The sequence below is a fragment of the uncultured Lamprocystis sp. genome (genome assembly GCF_903933125.1).
Taxonomy (GTDB): Bacteria; Pseudomonadota; Gammaproteobacteria; order Chromatiales; family Chromatiaceae; genus Thiodictyon.
In genome coordinates, this window is the sequence record NZ_CAIZIZ010000084.1 from 1 (window position 1) to 18,973 (window position 18,973).

Below are 18,973 nucleotides of genomic sequence, written 5' to 3' on the forward strand. Positions count from 1 at the left end.
CGGTCTGATGCTCGAACAGCTAGTGATCGTCAACGCCGGTACGCGGTCCACCTGGGCCGCCGAGCAGGGATTACGCTCCGGCGCCTGCGCGGCGGTGCTGCTGTGGAGTGGCGGGCCTTGGGATCATACGCGGCTGCGTCGGCTGCAGTTGGCCGCCGAGACCGGCGGCGCACTGGCGTTTCTGTTTCGTGATCTGGCGGCCTGCCGCGGTCCCTCGCCGGCTGCGCTGCGCCTTCAGGTTGAGCTGATCGCTGACGGCTGGCGGGTGACGGTACTCAAACAGCGCGGCGGTCGCGGCGGTGCGGTGTTGGAAGCAGGCTGACCGATGCGTATTGATTCCATTCGCCAGCGCCTGCGGGCCCAGGGCGCGAAGCACTGTCACGAACAGCGGGTGTTGCAGGCCTGGGCGCGCGACCTGTCCGTGGACACCCGTCACCGTCGCGCCGAAGACTTCCTGCCGCTGCGGGTGCGCGCGGTGCTGCCGGACTTGATGGGCGAATTGCAGGGTCTGGCCCGGCTGCAGTCCGAACATCCCGCTGCCGACGGGTCCGCCCGGCTGCTGGTCGCGTTGGCCGACGGTCAGTTGGTTGAGAGCGTCCTGTTGCCGCGCAATGGCCTGTGCGTGTCCACCCAGGTCGGTTGCGCGGTCGGTTGCCGCTTTTGTATGACCGGGCGCTCCGGCCTGCTGCGCCAACTCGGCAGCGCCGAGATTGTCGCCCAAGTGGCGCTCGCCCGCACGCGCCGCCCGGTCGAGCGGGTGTTGTTCATGGGGATGGGTGAACCGGCGCATAACCTCGACAACGTGCTCGATGCCATCGAACTGCTCGGCACCGTCGGGGCGATCGGACACAAGCATCTGGTCTTTTCCACGGTCGGCGACCGGCGCGTCTTCGAGCGTCTGCCGCAAGGCCCGGTGAAGCCGGCGCTGGCCCTGTCACTGCACAGCACGCGTGCGGAACTGCGCGCCCGGCTGTTGCCCAAGGCGCCGTTGATCGATCCGCAAACGCTGGTCGATCTGGCCGAGCGCTACGCCCGCGCGACCGGCTGTCCGATCCAGTATCAGTGGACCTTGCTCGCCGGCGTCAACGATGGCGACGATGAACTGAACGGCATCATCAGGCTCCTCTCCGGGAAATACGCGATGATGAACTTCATCCCGTATAACGCGAACGAGGGACTCGGTTTCAGCCGACCCTCATGGGAGCACGCGTCGGCGATGGCCGCCCGGTTACAGCAAGCGGGGATCGTCGCCCGCCTGCGCAACTCGGTCGGACAGTCGATCGACGGCGGTTGCGGGCAGTTGCGGGCGCGGGTCCAGGACCCGCATATCACGCCGACCACAGCGGGCCTTCCTCCATCGCGGCGATCTGCTCGCGCAGGGCCAGGATGTGATCCTGCCAGTAGTGCTGGGTGTTGAACCAGGGAAAGGCGGCTGGGAAGGCGGGGTCTTCCCAGCGAGTGGCGAGCCAGGCGGCATAGTGGATCTGGCGCAGGGTGCGCAGGGCCTCGATCAAATGCAGTTCGCGATGGTCGAACTCCTGAAAGTCCTCGTAACCAGCCAGCACGTCCGCCAACTGGCGGCTCATGTCGACGCGGTCCCCAGAGAGCAGCATCCAGAGGTCCTGCACCGCGGGTCCCATGCGGGCATCGTCGAAATCGACGAAGTGCGGACCGGCGTCGGTCCACAGCAGATTGCCGCGGTGACAGTCGCCGTGCAGCCGGATCATGGCGAAGTCGCCCGCTCGCGCGAAGCAGGCGTGCACGCCGACCAGTGCCATCTCGACGACGGACTCATAGGCCGGGAGCAGGTCGCGCGGGATCCAGCCGCCGGCGAGCAGCAGATCGCGCGGGCCGGTGCCGAAGGAGGCGATGTCCAAGCACGGGCGATGCGCGAAGGGACTGACCGCGCCGATGGCATGGATGCGGCCGATCAGCCGGCCAATCCACTCCAGGACCCGTGCATCGTCCAATTCCGGTGAGCGGCCGCCGTAGCGCGGGCTTAAGCTGAAGCGGTAGCCGCGGTGCACGTGCAGGGTCCGGCCCAGGGTGGCGAAGGGTGGGACCGCGGGAATCTCAGCGTCCGCCAAATCCAGGGTGAAGGCGTGTTCCTCCAGGATGGCGGCGTCGCTCCAGCGATCCGGCCGGTAGAACTTGGCGATCACCGGTTCGGCCTCGTCGATGCCGACCTGATAGACCCGGTTCTCATAGCTGTTGAGCGCCAGCAGGTGGCCGTCCGTGGGCAGACCGATGGACTCCACGGCGTCCAGGATGAGGTCCGGGCTGAGATCGGCGTAAGGTGTGGGATTCAAGTCGTTCATATCTGTCATTCTAGCCGGGATCGCGGCCTTGGTGCCTGTCGATACGCTGTTCGGCAGCAGCTCCAAGTTTGGGCGGCAGCATCCAGCGCGGAGCCACCGGCGGGGCTGATGGTGGATGCGCTGCGCTTATCCACCCTACAAAACCTGTGCTGTAGTAGGGTGGATAAGGCGCGCCGCACGATGTTCGGGATTTCGCACGTCGGTCGTGCGCGCCGCATCCACCATGGGCTGCACGAGACTTTCAAAATTGGAATTGGTTTATCTTGAAAAGTGCCGTTCGTCGCCAGTCGCGTTGGCGCAGCAGGTCGCGTTACAGGGGCATCGGCGCCGTCGCCCGTGCCGTGCTGATCGGTATTTTTCTGCTTGCCGGCCCCGCGGCGGCGGACGGCGCGGGCACCGCGAACGGGTCAGGGGCCGGCGCGCCCGGCCGACCGCCGCCGGTGCGGTTCTTTGCCGTCGGCGATCTGCCCTATGGCCCATCGGAAGTCGGCCCCTTACAGGCACTCCTGAACGCTGCCGCGGCCCAGCATCCGCCCTTCATCGCCCATGTCGGTGACATCAAGGCCGGCAGCACCCCCTGTACCGACGCCAACCTGCACGAGATCGCCGGAATGTTTCGTGTGCTGCCGGTTCCGGTCGCCTACACCCCCGGAGATAACGAGTGGACCGACTGTCACCGTCCTGCCGCCGGGGGGCTGGATCCGCGGGTGCGGTTGGCGCGGGTCCGTGAGGTGTTCTTCGGTGATCCAACGGTACTGCGGCTGGCCGCCCTGGGCGCGGTCCCGGCGGCGGACGCGTTTCCGGAAATCTACGCTTTTCAGATCGGCGTCGTGGCCTTTATCTCCTTACATATTGTTGGCAGCAATAACGGGTTCAGCGACAATGATCCCGCCGCCGCGGCCGAGTTCGCGGCACGTGAGGCTGCGAACACGGCCTTTCTGAACCAGGTTCTGGAGTCCGCCAAGGCCAGGAATGTGCAGGCCCTGGTGCTGATGATTCAGGCGAATCCGCAGTTCGATCAGGGGCAGGGGCCGCCGGGTTTTCGCGTCTTCAAGCAGCAACTTGTCGCCGCGATGGCGCGCTTCGCCGGTCCGGTGCTGGTGCTGCATGGCGACACCCACCGCTTTCGGTACGACCGGCCGCTGATCGACCCGGTGCGCGGGATGCCCTTTGAGCGCCTGGTGCGGATCGAGGTGCCCGGATCGCCCGTGGTTGGCGGTGTCTGGATCACGGTTGATCCGTCGGCAGCAGAGCCCTTCCTCGCTGATCCGGTGTATGCGGTCTCGCTGGACTCCCTAAATTGACCGAGCGGCCGATCGAGCGATCCCGAGCGACATCCCAACCATAGATAAGCTTTTTCTTATGAGGGATATCAAAAATATTGAGTTTTCTTTATTTATCGGATCGCTAAACTAGTCCGCAGACAAGCTTGGTTGGTTATTTGCGGTAACCCTTGTCGGTTTGAAGACGGCGGTCGACCCGCGGGGCGGCTGCTTCCACTTGAAGATGACATCCCACGAGGACTGAACATGGCGAAGAGTTACAGCGCGGGCGTTAAAGAGTACCGCGAGACCTACTGGATGCCCGACTACACTCCCAAGGACACTGATATACTGGCATGCTTCAAGATCACCCCGCAGCCGGGTGTGCCCCGTGAGGAGGCCGCCGCCGCGGTGGCCGCCGAGTCTTCGACCGGCACTTGGACCACCGTCTGGACCGACCTGCTGACCGATCTGGACTACTACAAGGGCCGCGCTTACGCCATCGAAGACGTGCCGGGCGACGATTCCTGCTACTACGCGTTCATCGCCTATCCGATCGATCTGTTCGAGGAAGGTTCGGTCGTTAACGTCTTCACCTCCCTGGTCGGAAACGTTTTCGGTTTCAAGGCGGTCCGCGCCCTGCGCCTGGAAGACGTGCGCTTCCCCATCGCCTATGTCATGACCTGCGGCGGCCCGCCCCACGGCATTCAGGTCGAGCGCGACATGCTCAACAAGTACGGCCGGCCGCTCCTGGGTTGCACCATCAAGCCCAAGCTCGGTCTGTCGGCCAAGAACTATGGTCGGGCGGTCTACGAGTGCCTGCGCGGTGGTCTGGACCTGACCAAGGACGACGAGAACGTCAATTCCCAGCCTTTCATGCGCTGGCGTCAACGTTTCGATTTCGTGATGGACGCCATCGACAAGGCCGAGCGGGAGACCGGGGAGCGCAAAGGGCACTATCTGAACGTCACCGCGCCGACACCGGAAGAGATGTACAAGCGCGCCGAGCACGCCAAGGAGATCGGCGCGCCCATCATCATGCACGACTACATCACCGGCGGCTTCTGTGCCAACACGGGTCTGGCCAACTGGTGTCGTGATAACGGCATCCTGCTGCACATCCACCGCGCCATGCACGCGGTGCTCGACCGCAACCCGCACCATGGCATTCACTTCCGGGTGCTGGCCAAGATCCTGCGTCTGTCCGGGGGGGATCATCTGCACTCCGGCACCGTGGTGGGCAAGTTGGAAGGGGATCGCGAGGCGACCCTCGGCTGGATCGACATCATGCGCGACAAGTTCATCAAAGAGGACCGCAGCCGCGGCATCTTCTTCGATCAGGACTGGGGCTCGATGCCTGGTGTCTTCCCGGTGGCCTCCGGCGGCATCCACGTCTGGCACATGCCCGCGCTGGTGAACATCTTCGGCGACGATGCCTGCCTTCAGTTCGGCGGCGGCACTCTGGGCCACCCCTGGGGCAACGCGGCCGGCGCCGCGGCCAACCGGGTCGCTCTGGAAGCCTGTGTCCAGGCCCGCAACGAGGGTATCGCCATCGAGAAGGAAGGCAAGGACGTGCTGACCAAGGCGGCGAAGCATAGCCCTGAACTCAAGGTCGCCATGGAGACCTGGAAAGAAATCAAGTTCGAGTTCGACACGGTCGACAAACTCGACGTCGCGCATAAGTGAGTCATCGGCGACCAGCAGCACGTCTTGTCGGCAGCTGGTCGCCAGTGTCGCGCCGCGAACCCTAACCGAACTCTGAACAACCCGCATCCGAGGAAACTTCAATGAGCGACATGCAGGACTACCGTTCCAGTCTCGAAGACGTCAACAGCCGTAAGTTCGAAACCTTCTCTTATCTGCCGCCCATGGAGCCGGAGGGCATCCGCAAGCAGGTGGAATACCTGGTCCGCAAGGGCTGGAACCCGGCGATCGAGCATACCGAGCCGGAAAACGCCTTCGACCACTACTGGTATATGTGGAAGCTGCCGATGTTTGGTGAGACCGACGCCGACCGCATTCTCGAGGAGGCCGCGGCCTGTCATAAGGCCCACCCCAACAATCATGTGCGGCTGGTCGGCTATGACAACTATGCCCAGTCCCAGGGGGCGGCCATGGTGATTTATCGGGGCAAGCCGGTCTAGTCGTTTTTCGCTCGCGCGAATAACGCTGTTTGAAGGCGGAAACGAGGACTCCTGTTTCGCCCGGCGGGGCAGGTGATCGCGATCTCTCGTTTCCAAGTTCCGCATGGGAAGACAGTTGTGGCCGCTCCAGCGGCCGGAGCCTGGACGCGGCGCTGGAGCGTCGCCACGGGCTCCCACGCTGGAGCGTGGGAGCCAGAATTAGAACCAGGGCATGAGCGATGAGTGAAGTCGACCGCGAACAATATCTGATTAAGACCGAGCCCTATTACCGCCCGGTGACCAACGAAGTGGCGCTGTACGAGGCCGCCTATGCGGCGCGGATGCCGGTGATGCTCAAGGGTCCGACCGGCTGCGGTAAATCCCGCTTCGTGGAGTATATGGCCTGGCGGTTGAAAAAGCCGCTGATCACCGTTGCCTGCAACGAGGACATGACCGCTTCCGATCTGGTCGGGCGCTTCCTGCTCGACATCAATGGGACCAAATGGCAGGACGGTCCGCTGACGGTCGCGGCGCGGATCGGTGCCATCTGCTACCTGGACGAAGTGGTCGAAGCCCGCCAGGACACGACGGTGGTCATCCATCCGCTCACCGACCACCGCCGCAATCTGCCGCTGGAGAAGAAGGGCGAGCTGGTCAACGCCCATCCGGACTTTCAGATCGTCATTTCCTACAACCCCGGTTATCAGAGTCTGATGAAGGACCTGAAGCAATCCACGAAGCAGCGTTTCGGCGCCCTGGATTTCGATTATCCCAGTGCGGAGATCGAGGCCGAGATCGTGACCCACGAAGGCTTGGTGGACAGCACGGTGGCGGAAAAGCTGGTGCAGATCGCGCAACGCAGCCGTAACCTCAAAGGGCACGGACTGGATGAGGGGATGTCGACCCGCCTCTTGGTCTATGCCGCCCAACTCATCGGCAAGGGCGTCGATCCCCAGTCCGCCTGTCGCATGGCACTGGTGCGTCCGCTCACCGACGACCCGGATATGCGCGATACGCTGGACGCGGCGGTCGGTACCTTCTTCTAGGAGACCGCTGGAGGTTCCCGGCATGACCATCGACTTCTCCGACTACGTCGCCTGTCTGAAAACCGATCCGGAGCACCCGCACAAGCAGGCGCTGGAGGCGAGCTATCACGAGGCCGCGCGGGTCATGTCCGCTCAGGGACTCGTCCATTACCTGACCGGCATGAAGGCATTGTGCAGTCTGAACAAGGGAGAGGATCTGATCCTGACCTATGTTCAACACCTGCCGGCGGTGGTCAAAGAGGTCGGTGAGGACATCACCCCGGATCTGGTGGGGGCCTTGATGAAGCTGGCCTCCCACACCTCGGGTACCGTCATCACGCTGATCATGGCGAACATGCCGCTGGCCGCGAGCCGCTTGGGTGACGCGGAAGTCGTGCGGGGCTACCTCAACCTGCTGCATCAGTTGGCCGGCAAGGCGCCGCGGGGATTGCGGCCGATGATGGAGAACATGGACGAGTTGCTCGGTAAGCTCACGCTCGGCGGTCTGCGCCGCTGGGCCATGTGGGGTGCCCAGGCCCATGCCCGCGATCTGGATGGCCAACTGGCGTATTTCGGACTGCAGACCGAGCCCTCCCGCGCAGTGCTCCAGAAGGAGCGGCGCGGCACTCTGTTCGTGGACAATCAGCGTAAGCTGAATTTTTATCTGCGGGCACTGTGGGCGCGCGCCTTTTTCATGCGCCCGACCTCCGGAGATTACGAGTCACGGCTGGGCTTACGGCCCTTCATTGAAGATTTCCAGATCCACCTGCCGGATGCATTCGACAATTTTCGCGGCATTTCCGGAATCGAAGTATACCGTGCCGCCGCGGCCCATGGTGCCGCGCACCTGGTCTATACGACGGCCCCGCTCAGCGCGGAGCAGTTGACTCCGGCCCAGATGCGGTTCATCGAGTTGTTCGAGGACGCGCGGGTGGAGTCGCTCGCCATTCGCGCTTTCCCTGGGCTGCGTAAGCTCTGGCTCGGCATCATGACCGCACCGCTGACGGCCAAGGATGAAGCGGTCGAGCTGCATCCGATGGTGGATCTCATGATGCGCGTGGCGCAGGCACTGCTCGATCCGGACTATCAGGACGCGTTGGCCATGATCAATGAAACGGCCGCCGCGTTTCATGACGCCTGCGCGCGGCGCGGCGAGGATAACCGAATCAGTTGGAATGCCGGAATCGACTTTTATAACCGGGCGGTCGCCCAGTATCATCTACCCAATTTACGCGTTTTGGAAAACGTGCCGATTCCCTATCGGGACGACAACCGTTACTGCTGGGCGTTCGATGAAAACCGATTCCTGTCCCACGGGATCGACTATCTGCCGGCCAGCCGGCAGCAGGTGCGCCGCCAGGTTTCCGCCATGGAATTGGCCAATGAGGTGGATGTGGAAACCGCGGGAGATGATGCGCAAGAGGTCTGGGTCTGTTCCACGGAGTTCTTTCCCTATGAAGATCATGGGGTTTCGTTCAATGCGCTGGAAGGCAAGGAGCCGGTTTCCGAGCCCTTTTATTACCACGAGTGGGATTACCATGCCCAACTTTACCGTCCGGACTGGGTAACGGTCATCGAGCGCCGTCAAGGTCGTGCCGATCCGCAGTTGATGGACGACATCCTCACCAAATACAAGCCGGTTGCCAGCCGCATCCGCCACCTCATTGATGCGCTTCAGCCGCAGGGGATCGTGCGGCGACGCGGCTATGAGGAAGGCGAGGAACTGGACCTGAGCGCGGCCGTGCGGGCGATGATCGACATCCGTCGCGGGGTCATGCCCGATCCGCGCATCAATATCCGGATCAGCCGTCATGTCCGTGACCTCGCCCTGGTCGTCCTGATGGACCTGTCGGAGTCCACGAACGCGAAAATCGGCGGTCTCGATCAATCCGACCCGACGTATGCGCACACCCCGAGTATTCTGAGTTTGACCCGCGAGGCGACCGGGCTGCTGGCCTGGGCCATCGACTCCATCGGTGACACCTTCGCCGTCCATGGATTCGCGTCCGACGGCCGTCACGACGTGCAGTATTTTCGTTTCAAAGACTTCGACCAGCCTTATGACGACGGACCCAAGTCGCGGATGGCCGGTATGAAGGGCGGGCTGTCGACCCGCATGGGCGCGGCCCTGCGCCATGCCGGCTGGCATCTGACCCGGCAGTCGGCGAGCAAGCGGCTGGTGCTGGTCATCACTGACGGGGAACCGGCCGACATCGATGAGCGCGATCCTCAGACCCTGCGGCATGACGCCAAGAAAGCGGTCGAGGATCTGCGTATGCAAGGTGTTCACACCTACTGTCTGACCCTGGACCCGCAGGCCGATCGTTACGTGGCGCGCATCTTCGGCGAGAACAATTACTCGATCGTCGATCAGGTGGAGCGCCTCCCCGAGCGGCTGCCGGCTGTTTTCGCAGCGCTGACAGGCTGAAGTGGCTGCCTCGACCCGCTTGGAACGGAAGATGACTGTCCCCCCGTGGGAGCGGCGTCCCGCCGCGATGCAGTGCCGCAGTGACTGCGAACGCTGCGGCTACGCGCCTGGCCCTGTCGCGGCGGGACGCTGCTCCCGCAGGGTCGCTCGAAATGGTTGTTCGCGGTCCGGACACAGCCCGCTGATCATGCTAACCTATCGCCGAGGCGCGTCGGGTACAGAGGATCTTTTCATGCGGTCGTCACCTTCTTTCCTTTTGCACAGACCGCGGCCGGTTGGTCCGGCTCGGTTCCGGCCAGGGTTCACCCTGATCGAGTTGATGATCGTCGTCGCTATCGTGGCGATCCTGGCCGCCATCGCCTATCCGTCCTACCAGTCCCAAATCCGGAAGACCCGGCGTGGCGACGCTCAGGCGGTGCTGATGCAGGCGGCTCAGTTCATGGAGCGTCGCTACACCGAGAACGGCTGCTACGACAAGAACCCCTGCGGCACCGGCACGGCGCCGACCTTTCCGTTTACCAAATCGCCCATTGACGGCAATGATACTTACTATAGTATCGCGCTGACTGCTGTCGACGATGACAGCTTCACGATCACGGCCACGCCTGCGGCTTCAGAGTCGGGCGCCGCGGCGCTCAGCATCGACGAAACCGGGCTACGCACCGGTTGGTGACGGCCGCGAGGCGCGCGGCTTCTTGAGTCGGGGAGCGCACCGGCACCCGCTGGCTCAGACGGCGCCGGGTGACGGGGCGAGGTCGATCACCGCGGCAATCGTCGAACCCGGGCGAACTCGGGTATTGGAGCCCTGACGGGCGGATGAACAGAGGAGTTGCACGAGGCCAATGGTCAAGAGTGTCACATTGCGCGCGGCCTGGTCCGGCGAGGCCGATTGCCGCAACTGCTCGCTGCGGACCTCCGTGCTGTTCGCCGGTCTGCAGGAGCAGGCGTTCGAGCGAATCCACGAGCCCATCGACCAGTTCACGCTCAAACCCGGTAACGTTCTGTACCACGCGGGTGATCGGGCCGAGTTTCTGTTCACCGTGCGCAGCGGTTCGCTGAAATTGGTCCAGTACCTTCCCGACGGCAGCCAGCGCATCGTGCGCATTGTCCGCACGACCGACGTTCTGGGGCTCGAGGCGCTGCTCGATGAGCGTTATCAGCACGAGGCTGTGGCCCTGCACGCGACCGAGGTGTGCCGCTTCCCGGCCCGGCTGGTGCGTGATCTCGGGCAGGACAGTCCGGCGCTGCATCGGGAACTGATGGCGCGTTGGCAGCGCGCCCTGACCGAGGCCGATGCCTGGCTGACCGAACTGTCCACCGGATCGGCCCGGCAGCGGGTTGCGCGGCTGTTGCTGCGTTTGGTGCGCGACCGCGAATCCAGTGAGTGCTATCTGTTCGGTCGCGAGGACATGGGCGCCATGCTTGGCGTCACCACGGAGACGGCAAGCCGGACCATCGCGGAGTTCAAGCGTCAGAGCTTGCTGGTGGAGACCGCGCCGAACCTGTTTCTGCTGGATGTCCCGAATCTCACCCGCATCGCCGAGGACTGAGGCGGCCCGACCGGACGCGCCCGATCGGCGCATTGACCTTTGTTAATGCCATCGTCCCTGCTGCTGCTTAACCTGACTCATTGAGTCACCTCCAGTCGTGGCGACCGTTTGTGTCGCTGATGGCGGGGATCCCGGTGGCTGATCATCAGGAGTTACAGTCTTGCAACAGACCGTGCGGCAAGAGACGTTTCCGGTTTTTGTCTTGAAGTTCGGTCGCGAGGAGACGACCCTGCAATCGGTCGATGCCATCTGCGCCTATTTTCGGGCACGGATCGAGGCGCATCCCTGCGCGGTTTTCATCGCCGAGTTCGACCACTTCGCGCATACCAGTGCCTTGGGCGAGGGGCGCATCGGCGAGGGCATCCGCGCCGCGAAAAATGTTGTCTACTGTTTCGGCATCGCTCTGCCGGAGCCTGAGGTGTTGGCCGTGCGTCCACGCTCCATCGGGATCGCCGAGATTGAAGATGGCTTCCTGGTGACCTTCATGGAGGCGCCGATGCCGGTCGCCAATGGCATCGTCGAGGACTGGGCCAGGGGACTGTGCGATCTTGAGCCCCGACAGCCTTCGCCTGAGTTCCGGGCAGACACTTTGTAGGGGCGGGTTTGAAACCCGCCCCTACGTCCGGTTATCAGGTTCGACCGCGATCGTCGTTGTCGTTGTCGTAATCGAGTTTATCGTAGCGCCCCGGATGCTTTCGCACTCTATGCATCGCTTATCCGATTACGACAACGACAACGACAACGAAAAAAGCCATCGCTATATGGACTTGCTTCACTGAACGGTGAACCAATCCTCAAGCCCCAACCGCTCCGGAGCGACCCCCATGCGTATCGCCGTGACCAGCCAGAACTTCAAGACCATCACCGGCCATGCCGGTAAGGCGCGCCGCTTCCTGATCTACGAGACGGACGGCGGGCCAGACCCCGTGGAACTGGAGCGGCTCGATCTGCCGAAAGACATGTCCGTCCACGAATACCACGGCGAGGATCACCCGCTGTTCCAGTTGGGGCTCGCGGCCCTGGTGACCCAGGGGGCAGGGCAGGGCTTCGTGCAGCGGATGAGCCGCCATGGCATTACCGTCCACGCGACCAGTGAGTCCGACCCGCTGCAGGCGGTCTCGCGGGTCGCGGCCGGGGTGCCGCTCGCCGCGGCCTTACCCCATGATCACGATCATGGTCCCGAACTCGTTCAGATTCAGGAGCCCTGATCCAACCGCATTGCTCAGCCAGTCGATGGGTGCGGCGCGCGCATCAACCCCATTTATCAGGGTATCAGCGTAATTGCCATGTCGACTTTCCTTGATTACAGGTAGGCTGGGAAAGATCATCGCGCGACTCTGCCCGGCACCCGTGGAGCCAGGCGTACGCGGGAACCTGCCGGCACCACCGCCGGTTTCGCTGACTATTGGCCTCGACCCTCGGGACATCCGCCATGCTCGACAGCACCATGATCGAACTCTCGCGCTGGCAGTTTGCCGCCACCGCGATGTACCACTTTCTGTTTGTGCCTCTGACCCTGGGTCTCGCCTGGATCCTGGTCATTATGGAAACCGTCTATGTCATGACCGGGCGCGAGATCTACCGGGACATGACCAAGTTCTGGGGCAAGCTGTTCGGCATCAACTTCGCGCTGGGTGTCACCACCGGACTGACCATGGAGTTCCAGTTCGGCACGAACTGGGCCTATTACAGCCATTATGTCGGCGATGTCTTTGGGGCGCCGCTGGCCATCGAGGGACTGATGGCCTTCTTTCTCGAATCCACCTTCATCGGGCTGTTCTTCCTCGGCTGGGAGCGGCTCACCAAGCTGCAGCATCTGACCGTGACTTTCCTTACCGCGCTGGCCTCGAACCTGTCGGCGCTGTGGATCCTGATCGCCAACGGCTGGATGCAGAACCCGGTGGGTTCCCAGTTCAGTTTCGAGACCATGCGCATGGAGATGACCAGCTTCACCGAATTGCTGCTGAATCCGGTGGCACAGGTCAAGTTCGTCCATACGGTTGCGGCCGGCTATGTCACCGCCTCCATGTTCGTGCTCGGCATCAGCGCCTGGTACATGCTCAAGGGCCGCGACCTGGCCTTTGCCAAGCGGTCCTTCTCGGTCGCCGTCGGCTTCGGGCTGGCGTCCATCCTCTCGGTTCTGCTACTTGGGGACGAGTCCGGCTACGAGGTCGGTGACGTTCAGCGGGTCAAGCTCGCCGCCATTGAGGCGGAATGGGAGACCGAACCGGCACCGGCCGCCTTCACCGCGTACGGCTTCCCGAGCAATGCCGATGAAGAAACCCATGACGCGATAAAAATTCCCTTTCTGCTGGGGCTGATCGCCACCCGGTCGCTGGACACGCAAGTCGTTGGTCTGAAGGATCTGATGCGTGAGCACGAGGTGCGTATCCGCAGCGGCATGATCGCTTATGACTATCTCCAGCGGCTGCGCAATGGCGAGGACACCCCCGGCAACCGGGCCAGCTTCGAGGACCACAAGGCGGATCTGGGCTACGGCCTGCTGCTCAAGCGCTATACGGAGAACCCCGCCACGGCGACCGAGGAGCAGATCAAGCAGGCGGCCAAGGATTCGATCCCGGAGGTCGCGCCCGTGTTCTGGGCCTTCCGGGTGATGGTGGGTGCCGGCGTCTGGATGTTGCTGCTGATCGTCCTGGGCTTCTATTTCAACGCCCGCCGCGTGATTCAGGATCGCCGCTTTCTGCTCTGGCTGTTCGTCTTCAGCATCCCGGTGCCCTGGCTCGCGGCCGAGACCGGCTGGTTCGTCGCCGAGTTCGGCCGTCAGCCCTGGGCGATCGGCGAGGTGCTGCCGACCGGCATCGCCGCCTCCAGCCTGACCGCGACCGACCTGCGAATCAGCCTGACCGGCTTCATCGTTTTCTACAGCATTCTGTTCCTCATCGAAATGTTCTTGATGTTCAAGTTCGGGCGCATGGGACCGAGTTCCCTGCACACCGGTAAGTACCATCACGAGTGCCGCCAGGAATCGCCGGCGGCCCATGGCGGCGGCGCCACCCCGGCCACCGCACCGCACGACCAAGCGCCGTAGAGGACACGCCATCATGATCCTTGACTACGAAACGTTGAAGTTCGTCTGGTGGATACTGGTGGGCGTCCTGCTCATCGGGTTTGCCGTGACCGACGGGATGGACATGGGGGTCGGCACCTTGCTGCCTTTCCTGGGCAAGACTGACCTGGAACGGCGGGTCATCATCAACACCGTGGGGCCGCACTGGGACGGCAATCAGGTGTGGCTGATCACCGCCGGCGGGGCGATCTTCGCCGCCTGGCCGCTGGTCTATGCCAGCGCCTTTTCCGGCTTCTATTTCGCCATGCTATTGGCATTGTTCGCATTATTCTTCCGGCCAGTCGGCTTCGACTACCGCAGCAAGATCGAGAATCCGACCTGGCGCAGCGCCTGGGACTGGGGGCTCTTCGTGGGTGGGGCCGTGCCCGCCCTGGTGTTCGGCATCGCCTTCGGCAACCTGATTCAGGGCGTGCCGTTCCATCTGGATGAGTTCCTGCGGCCCTGGTACACCGGCAGTTTCTTTGGTCTGCTGAATCCCTTCGCACTGCTCGCCGGGGTGATCAGCCTGGGGATGTTGACCATGCACGGGGCGATCTGGCTGCAACTGCGCACCGAGGAGCCGATCGTCGGTCGGGCCAAGGTCTGGGCCAAGCGGACCGGCGTCCTGACGATTGCCGCCTTTGCGTTGGCCGGCGTCTGGTTGAGTCTCGGGATCGACGGTTTCCGGGTGGTCTCCATGCCGGAACTCGGCGCGACCCCCAATCCGCTGACCAAGGAAGTCGTTCAGGAGTCCGGGGCCTGGCTCGCGAACTATAAGCAGTATCCCTGGACCCTGGTGTTTCCGCTCCTGGGATTCGCCGGACTGGGCGGGGCCGTCCTGCTCTCGATGAAAGATCGTCCGGGTCTGGGGCTCGCGGTCAGCAGTCTGGGCTTGACCGGGGTTATCATGACCGCGGGGGCGACCATGTTTCCTTTCATCATGCCCTCCAGCACCAACCCGAACTCCAGTCTGATCGCCTGGGACGCCGTATCCAGTCATTTGACGCTGACGGTGATGTTCTGGGCGGCGATGATCTTCGTGCCGCTGATCCTCATGTATACCACCTGGACTTACACCAAAATGTGGCGGCGGGTGACGGTGGCCGAGATCAAAGCACAAGACCACCTGGCCTACTGAAGAATCGACCGGAGAAACATCCATGTGGTACTTCGCCTGGCTGCTCGGCGTCCTGTTGGCTTTGGCCTTCGGCGTCATCAATGTGATGTGGTATGAATCCGAGCAGTGTCTCGGGCCCGCGGATGACGACCGGCCGGCGGCTTAGGCGATTGCCGGACAATCCGATTGTCGTTTGATACCGATAGCCCGGACGCCGGTCTGATCGACGACTTTCGTGGCGCGGGTACCCTCTCCCGACTCGGTACACCCTGGCGATTGATCACGGATCAGGTCATGGGCGGCGTGTCGCGGGGGCAGTTGGTTCGCGCGCAACGTGACGGCCGATCCGCTCTTGGTCTGACCGGTGAACTGAGCCTGGAGAACAATGGCGGCTTTGTTCAGGCGAATCTGGCGCTGGCACCAGCGGGCCTGTTCGATGCGAGCGCATATAGTGGCGTGCGGATACTGGTGCAGGGCGATGATCAGACCTACGGTCTGCACCTCAAGTCAGCGGATACAGACCTTCCCTGGCAGTCGTATCGGGCGGGGTTTTCCGCGTCGCCCGTCTGGCAGGAATTGCAGTTGCCCTTCACCGCGTTCGTCCCCTACCGATTGGCAGCGCCGCTCGACCGGTCGCGCCTGCTGCGCATCGGTGTCGTTGCCATTGGCCGGGTCACGCGTTTCGAACTCTGGATTGCCAAGATCGGTTTCTACTAAACCGCGCCCAGCGCTGTATGCGATGTTTTTGGATGGGATAGGTCCCGGCAGACTTGACGATTGCTGGAGCTGGCGCGGTTTAATCCGATCGGTTCTTGGCGCGGCCGTTGCCTGACGCCGGATCGGGGGGGGCGATTCAGGATTGCAATTTACGTGCGTCATTGGCACCCTCCCCACGTATCCCTGAGCTCAGCCCGCAACATCAGAAAATTGAGGACTCCTATGAAGCGTCGTTACCGGCTTGCGCCCGTCCTTCTGCTTGGTCTGGCCGGCGGCCTGGCCGCACAGGTCCCCGGCGTTGCACCGCCCGCGGCCCCCGCCTCCTGGTCGGTTCCCGGATCTCAACAGTTGGCACCCGGTCAGCGCCCTCCGACGGAACGCGCCAGAGCCCCGCTCATGCAGGCGACCCTGACGCTCAAGGAGGGGATCGACCAGCTGCGTGCATTCCTTGGTCAGCCGGAGCTGCCGAACAAGCTCCAGGTCGCTGCCTTTCTCGACCGGGAGATCGCGCCTTACTTCGATTTCGACTACATGGCCAAGTGGGTTGCCGGCCCCGGCTATGCGCGACTGAGCGAGTCGGAGCGCAAAGCCCTGGCTGGCCGCATCGAGTCCAGTTTCCTCACCGCCTTGGCTGGTCAACTGGCCGGCTATCAGGGGCAGCAGGTGCGGATGTTGCGCCCGCGGATGGGCGCCCGCGGCGCGGTGAGCGTGAACGTCGGGATCGCGCGTCCGGGCGCCTATCCGTCGCGGTTGGAGTTCCGCATGTATCAGTCCGGCCAAGCGGATCAGGGCTGGAAGGTCTATGATGTGATCGCCAACGGGCGCAGCGTCGCGTCGTACTACCGCGGGCAGTTCCAGCGAACGGCCGGATCAGGCCAGGCGGTGGGCCGTTGAGTCAGCATTCGTCCACATGAAAGACCCGATCCTGAACAGCGACGACAGCCCCTCCCGGCTGGGTCGCGCCATGCTGTTCGCGGCCTGGGTTCTGGGCCTGGCGCTCCTGGTCCTGTTCTTCACCGGTGTCATTGAGCGTCAGAGTAACCCCAACCCTGATCCGGTCGCAAGCGCGGGGCAGGCCGGCGTGCCGCAGGTCGTGCTGCGGCGCAACCGGGCTGGTCATTACGTGGCCGGCGGACGGATCAATGGCCAACCCGTCGTATTCCTGGTGGATACCGGTGCCACCGACGTGGCCCTGCCGCTGTCGCTGGCCCGCCGGTTGGGTCTGGCGCTGCGCCCCGGCGGTGTCAGCCAGACCGCCAACGGGACCGTCGAGACCTGGAGTACCCGCCTGGCGACCGTCGACCTTGGCGGCATCGTGGCCCGTAACGTGCGAGCCAGCGTGCTGCCCAACATGCCGGGCGAGGAGGTCCTGCTGGGGATGAGTTATCTCAAACAACTGGAACTGATCCAGCGCGGGGAGACCCTGACGCTGCGGCCTCATGCGGGTCCATGACCATGGCTATTACGGACGACATCGATGCAGTTCCTGTTCCGAACTCACCCGCCGGGCCGGATCTCAGCGAGATCGTCGCGGGCTTCACCGTCGGCGCTCCGATCGGTCCGATTCCGCCCCTGGGCAAGGGGCTGATCAACGACACCTTCGCGGTGACGACCGACAGCGGCCGCTTTGTGCTCCAGCGCGTCAACCAGCGGGTCTTCCCCCGCGCCGAGCGGATCATGAGCAATCTGTCCGTGCTCACCGCCCATACCGCGGGGACGGATGGGCTGCGGGTGCCGGCGCTGATCCCCGCCGCTGACGGCCGACCCTACCTGCGCACACCCGCTGGCGATCTCTGGCGGCTGATGGAACTGATTGCGGACGCGGTCACCCTGGAGCGGATCAGCACCGCGGCGCAGGCCGCGCAAGTCGGCCGCGCCCTGGGACGCTTTCATCGTTTGACCCAGGATTTGGCCCCGGACCGCCTGGAGTTCACACTGCCCGGTTTTCACCAGACGCCCGACTATATGTTCCGCCACGTGGCCCTGCGCGGGCAGGCCACCTGGGCCGCCGACGACGCTTCGGTGCACGCCTGCACCGCCTTCATCGACACCCACGCTCCCTTGGCCTGGGTGCTGGAGGACGCCCTGGCAGCGGGCCGCATCCCCTTGCGGGTCACCCATGGCGATCCGAAGATCGACAACATCCTGTTCCACCGGGTGGACGGTCGGGCGCTGGCGCTGATCGACCTGGATACGGTCCAGCCCGGTCTGATCCAGCATGATCTTGGCGACTGTCTGCGCTCCTGCTGCAACCGCGGCGGCGAGTCCGGTCCGTCCGGCGACACCGGCGCGGTGCGTTTCGATCTGGACATCTGCGAGCAGATCCTTGGTGCCTATTTCGCGGAGACGCGCGAATTTCTCACCGCCGCCGACCTGGCGCTGTGCTACGACAGCATCCGCCTCATGCCCTTCGAGCTGGGCCTGCGCTTTCTCAACGACCACCTGGAACGCGACCGCTATTTTCGAGTCGCCTATCCGGGTCAGAACCTGCACAAGGCCACAATTCAGTTTGCGCTGGTCGCGTCCATCGAGGCTCAGGAGGCCGAGATCCGGGCGATCATCGCCCGGGGTGTCGGGGGCGAATGATCTGGGTTCCAGCGCGGCGCGCTGCACGCCTACGTGCTCATGACCAATCACTTACACATGCTGCTTACGCCGGAACAGGTTGCGCGCGGGTCCAGGTCTGTGGTGGGGGCTCCGAGCAATCAGAGTCCCTACGCCGGAGGCTTTTTTAAGGCCGCTGGAATGACGTACCCTGCCCTCGGAACTGGCCGGTGGAGCTATCGTTCGGCCTTAGTGTTGGGCATATGCGCATCACGAAAAGCTTTCAAAACTGCGTTCATGCGGGTCTGATACCCGGCACCTTGAGCCTTGAACCACGCCAAAACATCATCATCAATGCGAAGTGCGATCTGAGTCTTGTGCGACGGAACCGGTAGTCCTGTATGAGCTATCGCGTTGGCCCAGTCTTCAGGCGAAGTCGCTGGAGCATCTTCTGTAAAGATGACCTCTGGATCGGGCAAGGCGCGAAGCTTCTGCCAATCAGTACTACCTTTAGCGCCCTTTTCGGTAGCGCTGAGACCAAGCTCTTTCTTCACGACCTACTGCCCTGCGAGCTGAAATCAGATGGGGTTCGTCTCCCGCTTTGCCTCGTGGTGTCCACACGACAAAAAGGGCCACACCGAAAATCACACCGATGCTCTGAAATCGGCATTCGTTGTACGTATCCCTAACGTCTTCGTGAGTCAAGAGGTTTTCACGGCCTCAGCCGTAGGGACGCCAGTTACCCGGTGTCCTCCGACCCCGAAATTGGATGAGCCTAACGTTCAGCGCACCCCGCCACGGGCTGGCCGGTCGGCGCGGGAG

Annotated in this window: 20 protein-coding genes and 1 pseudogene; 18 read left to right on the forward strand and 3 right to left on the reverse strand. The window is 63.3% G+C overall.

Annotated elements, in window-relative coordinates; all coding sequences use genetic code 11:
- Positions 1-322, forward strand: a pseudogene (locus tag QZY03_RS03590) (hypothetical protein); the annotation flags it as partial.
- A 3-nt stretch (positions 323-325) separates the two neighbouring features.
- Positions 326-1,417: an RNA methyltransferase gene (locus QZY03_RS03595; protein ID WP_295578382.1), complete on the forward strand. Its 1,092-nt coding sequence runs from the start codon at positions 326-328 to the stop codon at positions 1,415-1,417.
- Here the strand turns inward: QZY03_RS03595 and QZY03_RS03600 are convergent.
- On the reverse strand, positions 1,329-2,318 hold the full coding sequence (locus tag QZY03_RS03600; RefSeq protein WP_295578383.1) for a serine/threonine protein kinase: 990 nt from the start codon (positions 2,316-2,318) through the stop codon (positions 1,329-1,331). The two genes, QZY03_RS03595 and QZY03_RS03600, sit on opposite strands and share 89 nt — an antisense overlap.
- Before the next feature lie 263 nt (positions 2,319-2,581).
- On the opposite strand from QZY03_RS03600, the gene QZY03_RS03605 reads away from it, so the two are divergent.
- The 16 genes from QZY03_RS03605 to QZY03_RS03680 all read left to right on the forward strand — a co-directional run bounded on the left by QZY03_RS03605 (position 2,582) and on the right by QZY03_RS03680 (position 18,193).
- The gene (locus QZY03_RS03605) at positions 2,582-3,622 is read left to right on the forward strand and encodes a hypothetical protein (protein WP_295578384.1); all 1,041 of its coding nucleotides are present in this window, start codon (positions 2,582-2,584) and stop codon (positions 3,620-3,622) included.
- 225 nt (positions 3,623-3,847) lie between these two features.
- Positions 3,848-5,266 (forward strand): form I ribulose bisphosphate carboxylase large subunit, encoded by a 1,419-nt coding sequence (locus tag QZY03_RS03610; protein WP_295578385.1) that lies wholly within the window; start codon positions 3,848-3,850, stop codon positions 5,264-5,266.
- A 101-nt stretch (positions 5,267-5,367) separates the two neighbouring features.
- On the forward strand, positions 5,368-5,724 hold the full coding sequence (locus QZY03_RS03615) for a ribulose bisphosphate carboxylase small subunit (RefSeq protein WP_020507468.1): 357 nt from the start codon (positions 5,368-5,370) through the stop codon (positions 5,722-5,724).
- 218 nt (positions 5,725-5,942) lie between these two features.
- Positions 5,943-6,749, forward strand: coding sequence for a CbbQ/NirQ/NorQ/GpvN family protein (locus QZY03_RS03620; protein WP_295578386.1), 807 nt, complete (start codon positions 5,943-5,945; stop codon positions 6,747-6,749).
- Between the two features lie 22 nt (positions 6,750-6,771).
- Positions 6,772-9,156, forward strand: a complete 2,385-nt coding sequence (locus QZY03_RS03625) for a nitric oxide reductase activation protein NorD (RefSeq protein ID WP_295578387.1) — start codon at positions 6,772-6,774, stop codon at positions 9,154-9,156.
- A 232-nt stretch (positions 9,157-9,388) separates the two neighbouring features.
- The gene (locus tag QZY03_RS03630; RefSeq protein WP_295578388.1) at positions 9,389-9,829 is read left to right on the forward strand and encodes a type IV pilin protein; all 441 of its coding nucleotides are present in this window, start codon (positions 9,389-9,391) and stop codon (positions 9,827-9,829) included.
- A 169-nt stretch (positions 9,830-9,998) separates the two neighbouring features.
- Positions 9,999-10,706: a Crp/Fnr family transcriptional regulator gene (locus QZY03_RS03635; RefSeq protein ID WP_295578390.1), complete on the forward strand. Its 708-nt coding sequence runs from the start codon at positions 9,999-10,001 to the stop codon at positions 10,704-10,706.
- Positions 10,707-10,866: 160 nt separating this feature from the next.
- The gene (locus QZY03_RS03640; RefSeq protein ID WP_295578391.1) at positions 10,867-11,301 is read left to right on the forward strand and encodes a DUF6858 family protein; all 435 of its coding nucleotides are present in this window, start codon (positions 10,867-10,869) and stop codon (positions 11,299-11,301) included.
- A 229-nt stretch (positions 11,302-11,530) separates the two neighbouring features.
- On the forward strand, positions 11,531-11,914 hold the full coding sequence (locus QZY03_RS03645) for a NifB/NifX family molybdenum-iron cluster-binding protein (RefSeq protein ID WP_295578392.1): 384 nt from the start codon (positions 11,531-11,533) through the stop codon (positions 11,912-11,914).
- 224 nt (positions 11,915-12,138) lie between these two features.
- Positions 12,139-13,755: a cytochrome ubiquinol oxidase subunit I gene (locus QZY03_RS03650; protein ID WP_295578393.1), complete on the forward strand. Its 1,617-nt coding sequence runs from the start codon at positions 12,139-12,141 to the stop codon at positions 13,753-13,755.
- Between the two features lie 13 nt (positions 13,756-13,768).
- Entirely contained in the window at positions 13,769-14,911 is a 1,143-nt protein-coding gene (cydB, locus tag QZY03_RS03655; protein ID WP_295578394.1) for a cytochrome d ubiquinol oxidase subunit II, read from the forward strand.
- A 22-nt stretch (positions 14,912-14,933) separates the two neighbouring features.
- A complete protein-coding gene (gene cydX, locus QZY03_RS03660) occupies positions 14,934-15,056 on the forward strand; it encodes a cytochrome bd-I oxidase subunit CydX (RefSeq protein ID WP_295578396.1) in 123 nt (40 codons plus the stop codon).
- 20 nt (positions 15,057-15,076) lie between these two features.
- Positions 15,077-15,607 carry a CIA30 family protein gene (locus QZY03_RS03665; RefSeq protein WP_295578397.1) on the forward strand — a complete coding sequence of 177 codons (531 nt, stop codon included), beginning with the start codon at positions 15,077-15,079 and terminating at the stop codon, positions 15,605-15,607.
- Positions 15,608-15,829: 222 nt separating this feature from the next.
- The gene (locus QZY03_RS03670; protein ID WP_295578398.1) at positions 15,830-16,501 is read left to right on the forward strand and encodes a phospholipid-binding protein MlaC; all 672 of its coding nucleotides are present in this window, start codon (positions 15,830-15,832) and stop codon (positions 16,499-16,501) included.
- Positions 16,502-16,517: 16 nt separating this feature from the next.
- Positions 16,518-17,060 carry a TIGR02281 family clan AA aspartic protease gene (locus QZY03_RS03675; protein WP_295578399.1) on the forward strand — a complete coding sequence of 181 codons (543 nt, stop codon included), beginning with the start codon at positions 16,518-16,520 and terminating at the stop codon, positions 17,058-17,060.
- A gap of 2 nt (positions 17,061-17,062) precedes the next feature.
- Entirely contained in the window at positions 17,063-18,193 is a 1,131-nt protein-coding gene (locus QZY03_RS03680; RefSeq protein ID WP_295578400.1) for a phosphotransferase enzyme family protein, read from the forward strand.
- A gap of 194 nt (positions 18,194-18,387) precedes the next feature.
- Here QZY03_RS03680 and QZY03_RS03685 read toward each other — a convergent pair whose 3' ends face one another.
- Together QZY03_RS03685 and QZY03_RS31970 are read right to left on the reverse strand one after the other, a co-directional pair.
- Positions 18,388-18,705, reverse strand: coding sequence for a BrnA antitoxin family protein (locus tag QZY03_RS03685; RefSeq protein WP_295578401.1), 318 nt, complete (start codon positions 18,703-18,705; stop codon positions 18,388-18,390).
- Complete coding sequence (locus QZY03_RS31970) at positions 18,662-18,856, reverse strand: BrnT family toxin (RefSeq protein WP_363169066.1); 195 nt, start codon at positions 18,854-18,856, stop codon at positions 18,662-18,664. The genes QZY03_RS03685 and QZY03_RS31970 overlap by 44 nt, the downstream gene beginning before the upstream one ends.
- Positions 18,857-18,973: the final 117 nt, after the last annotated feature.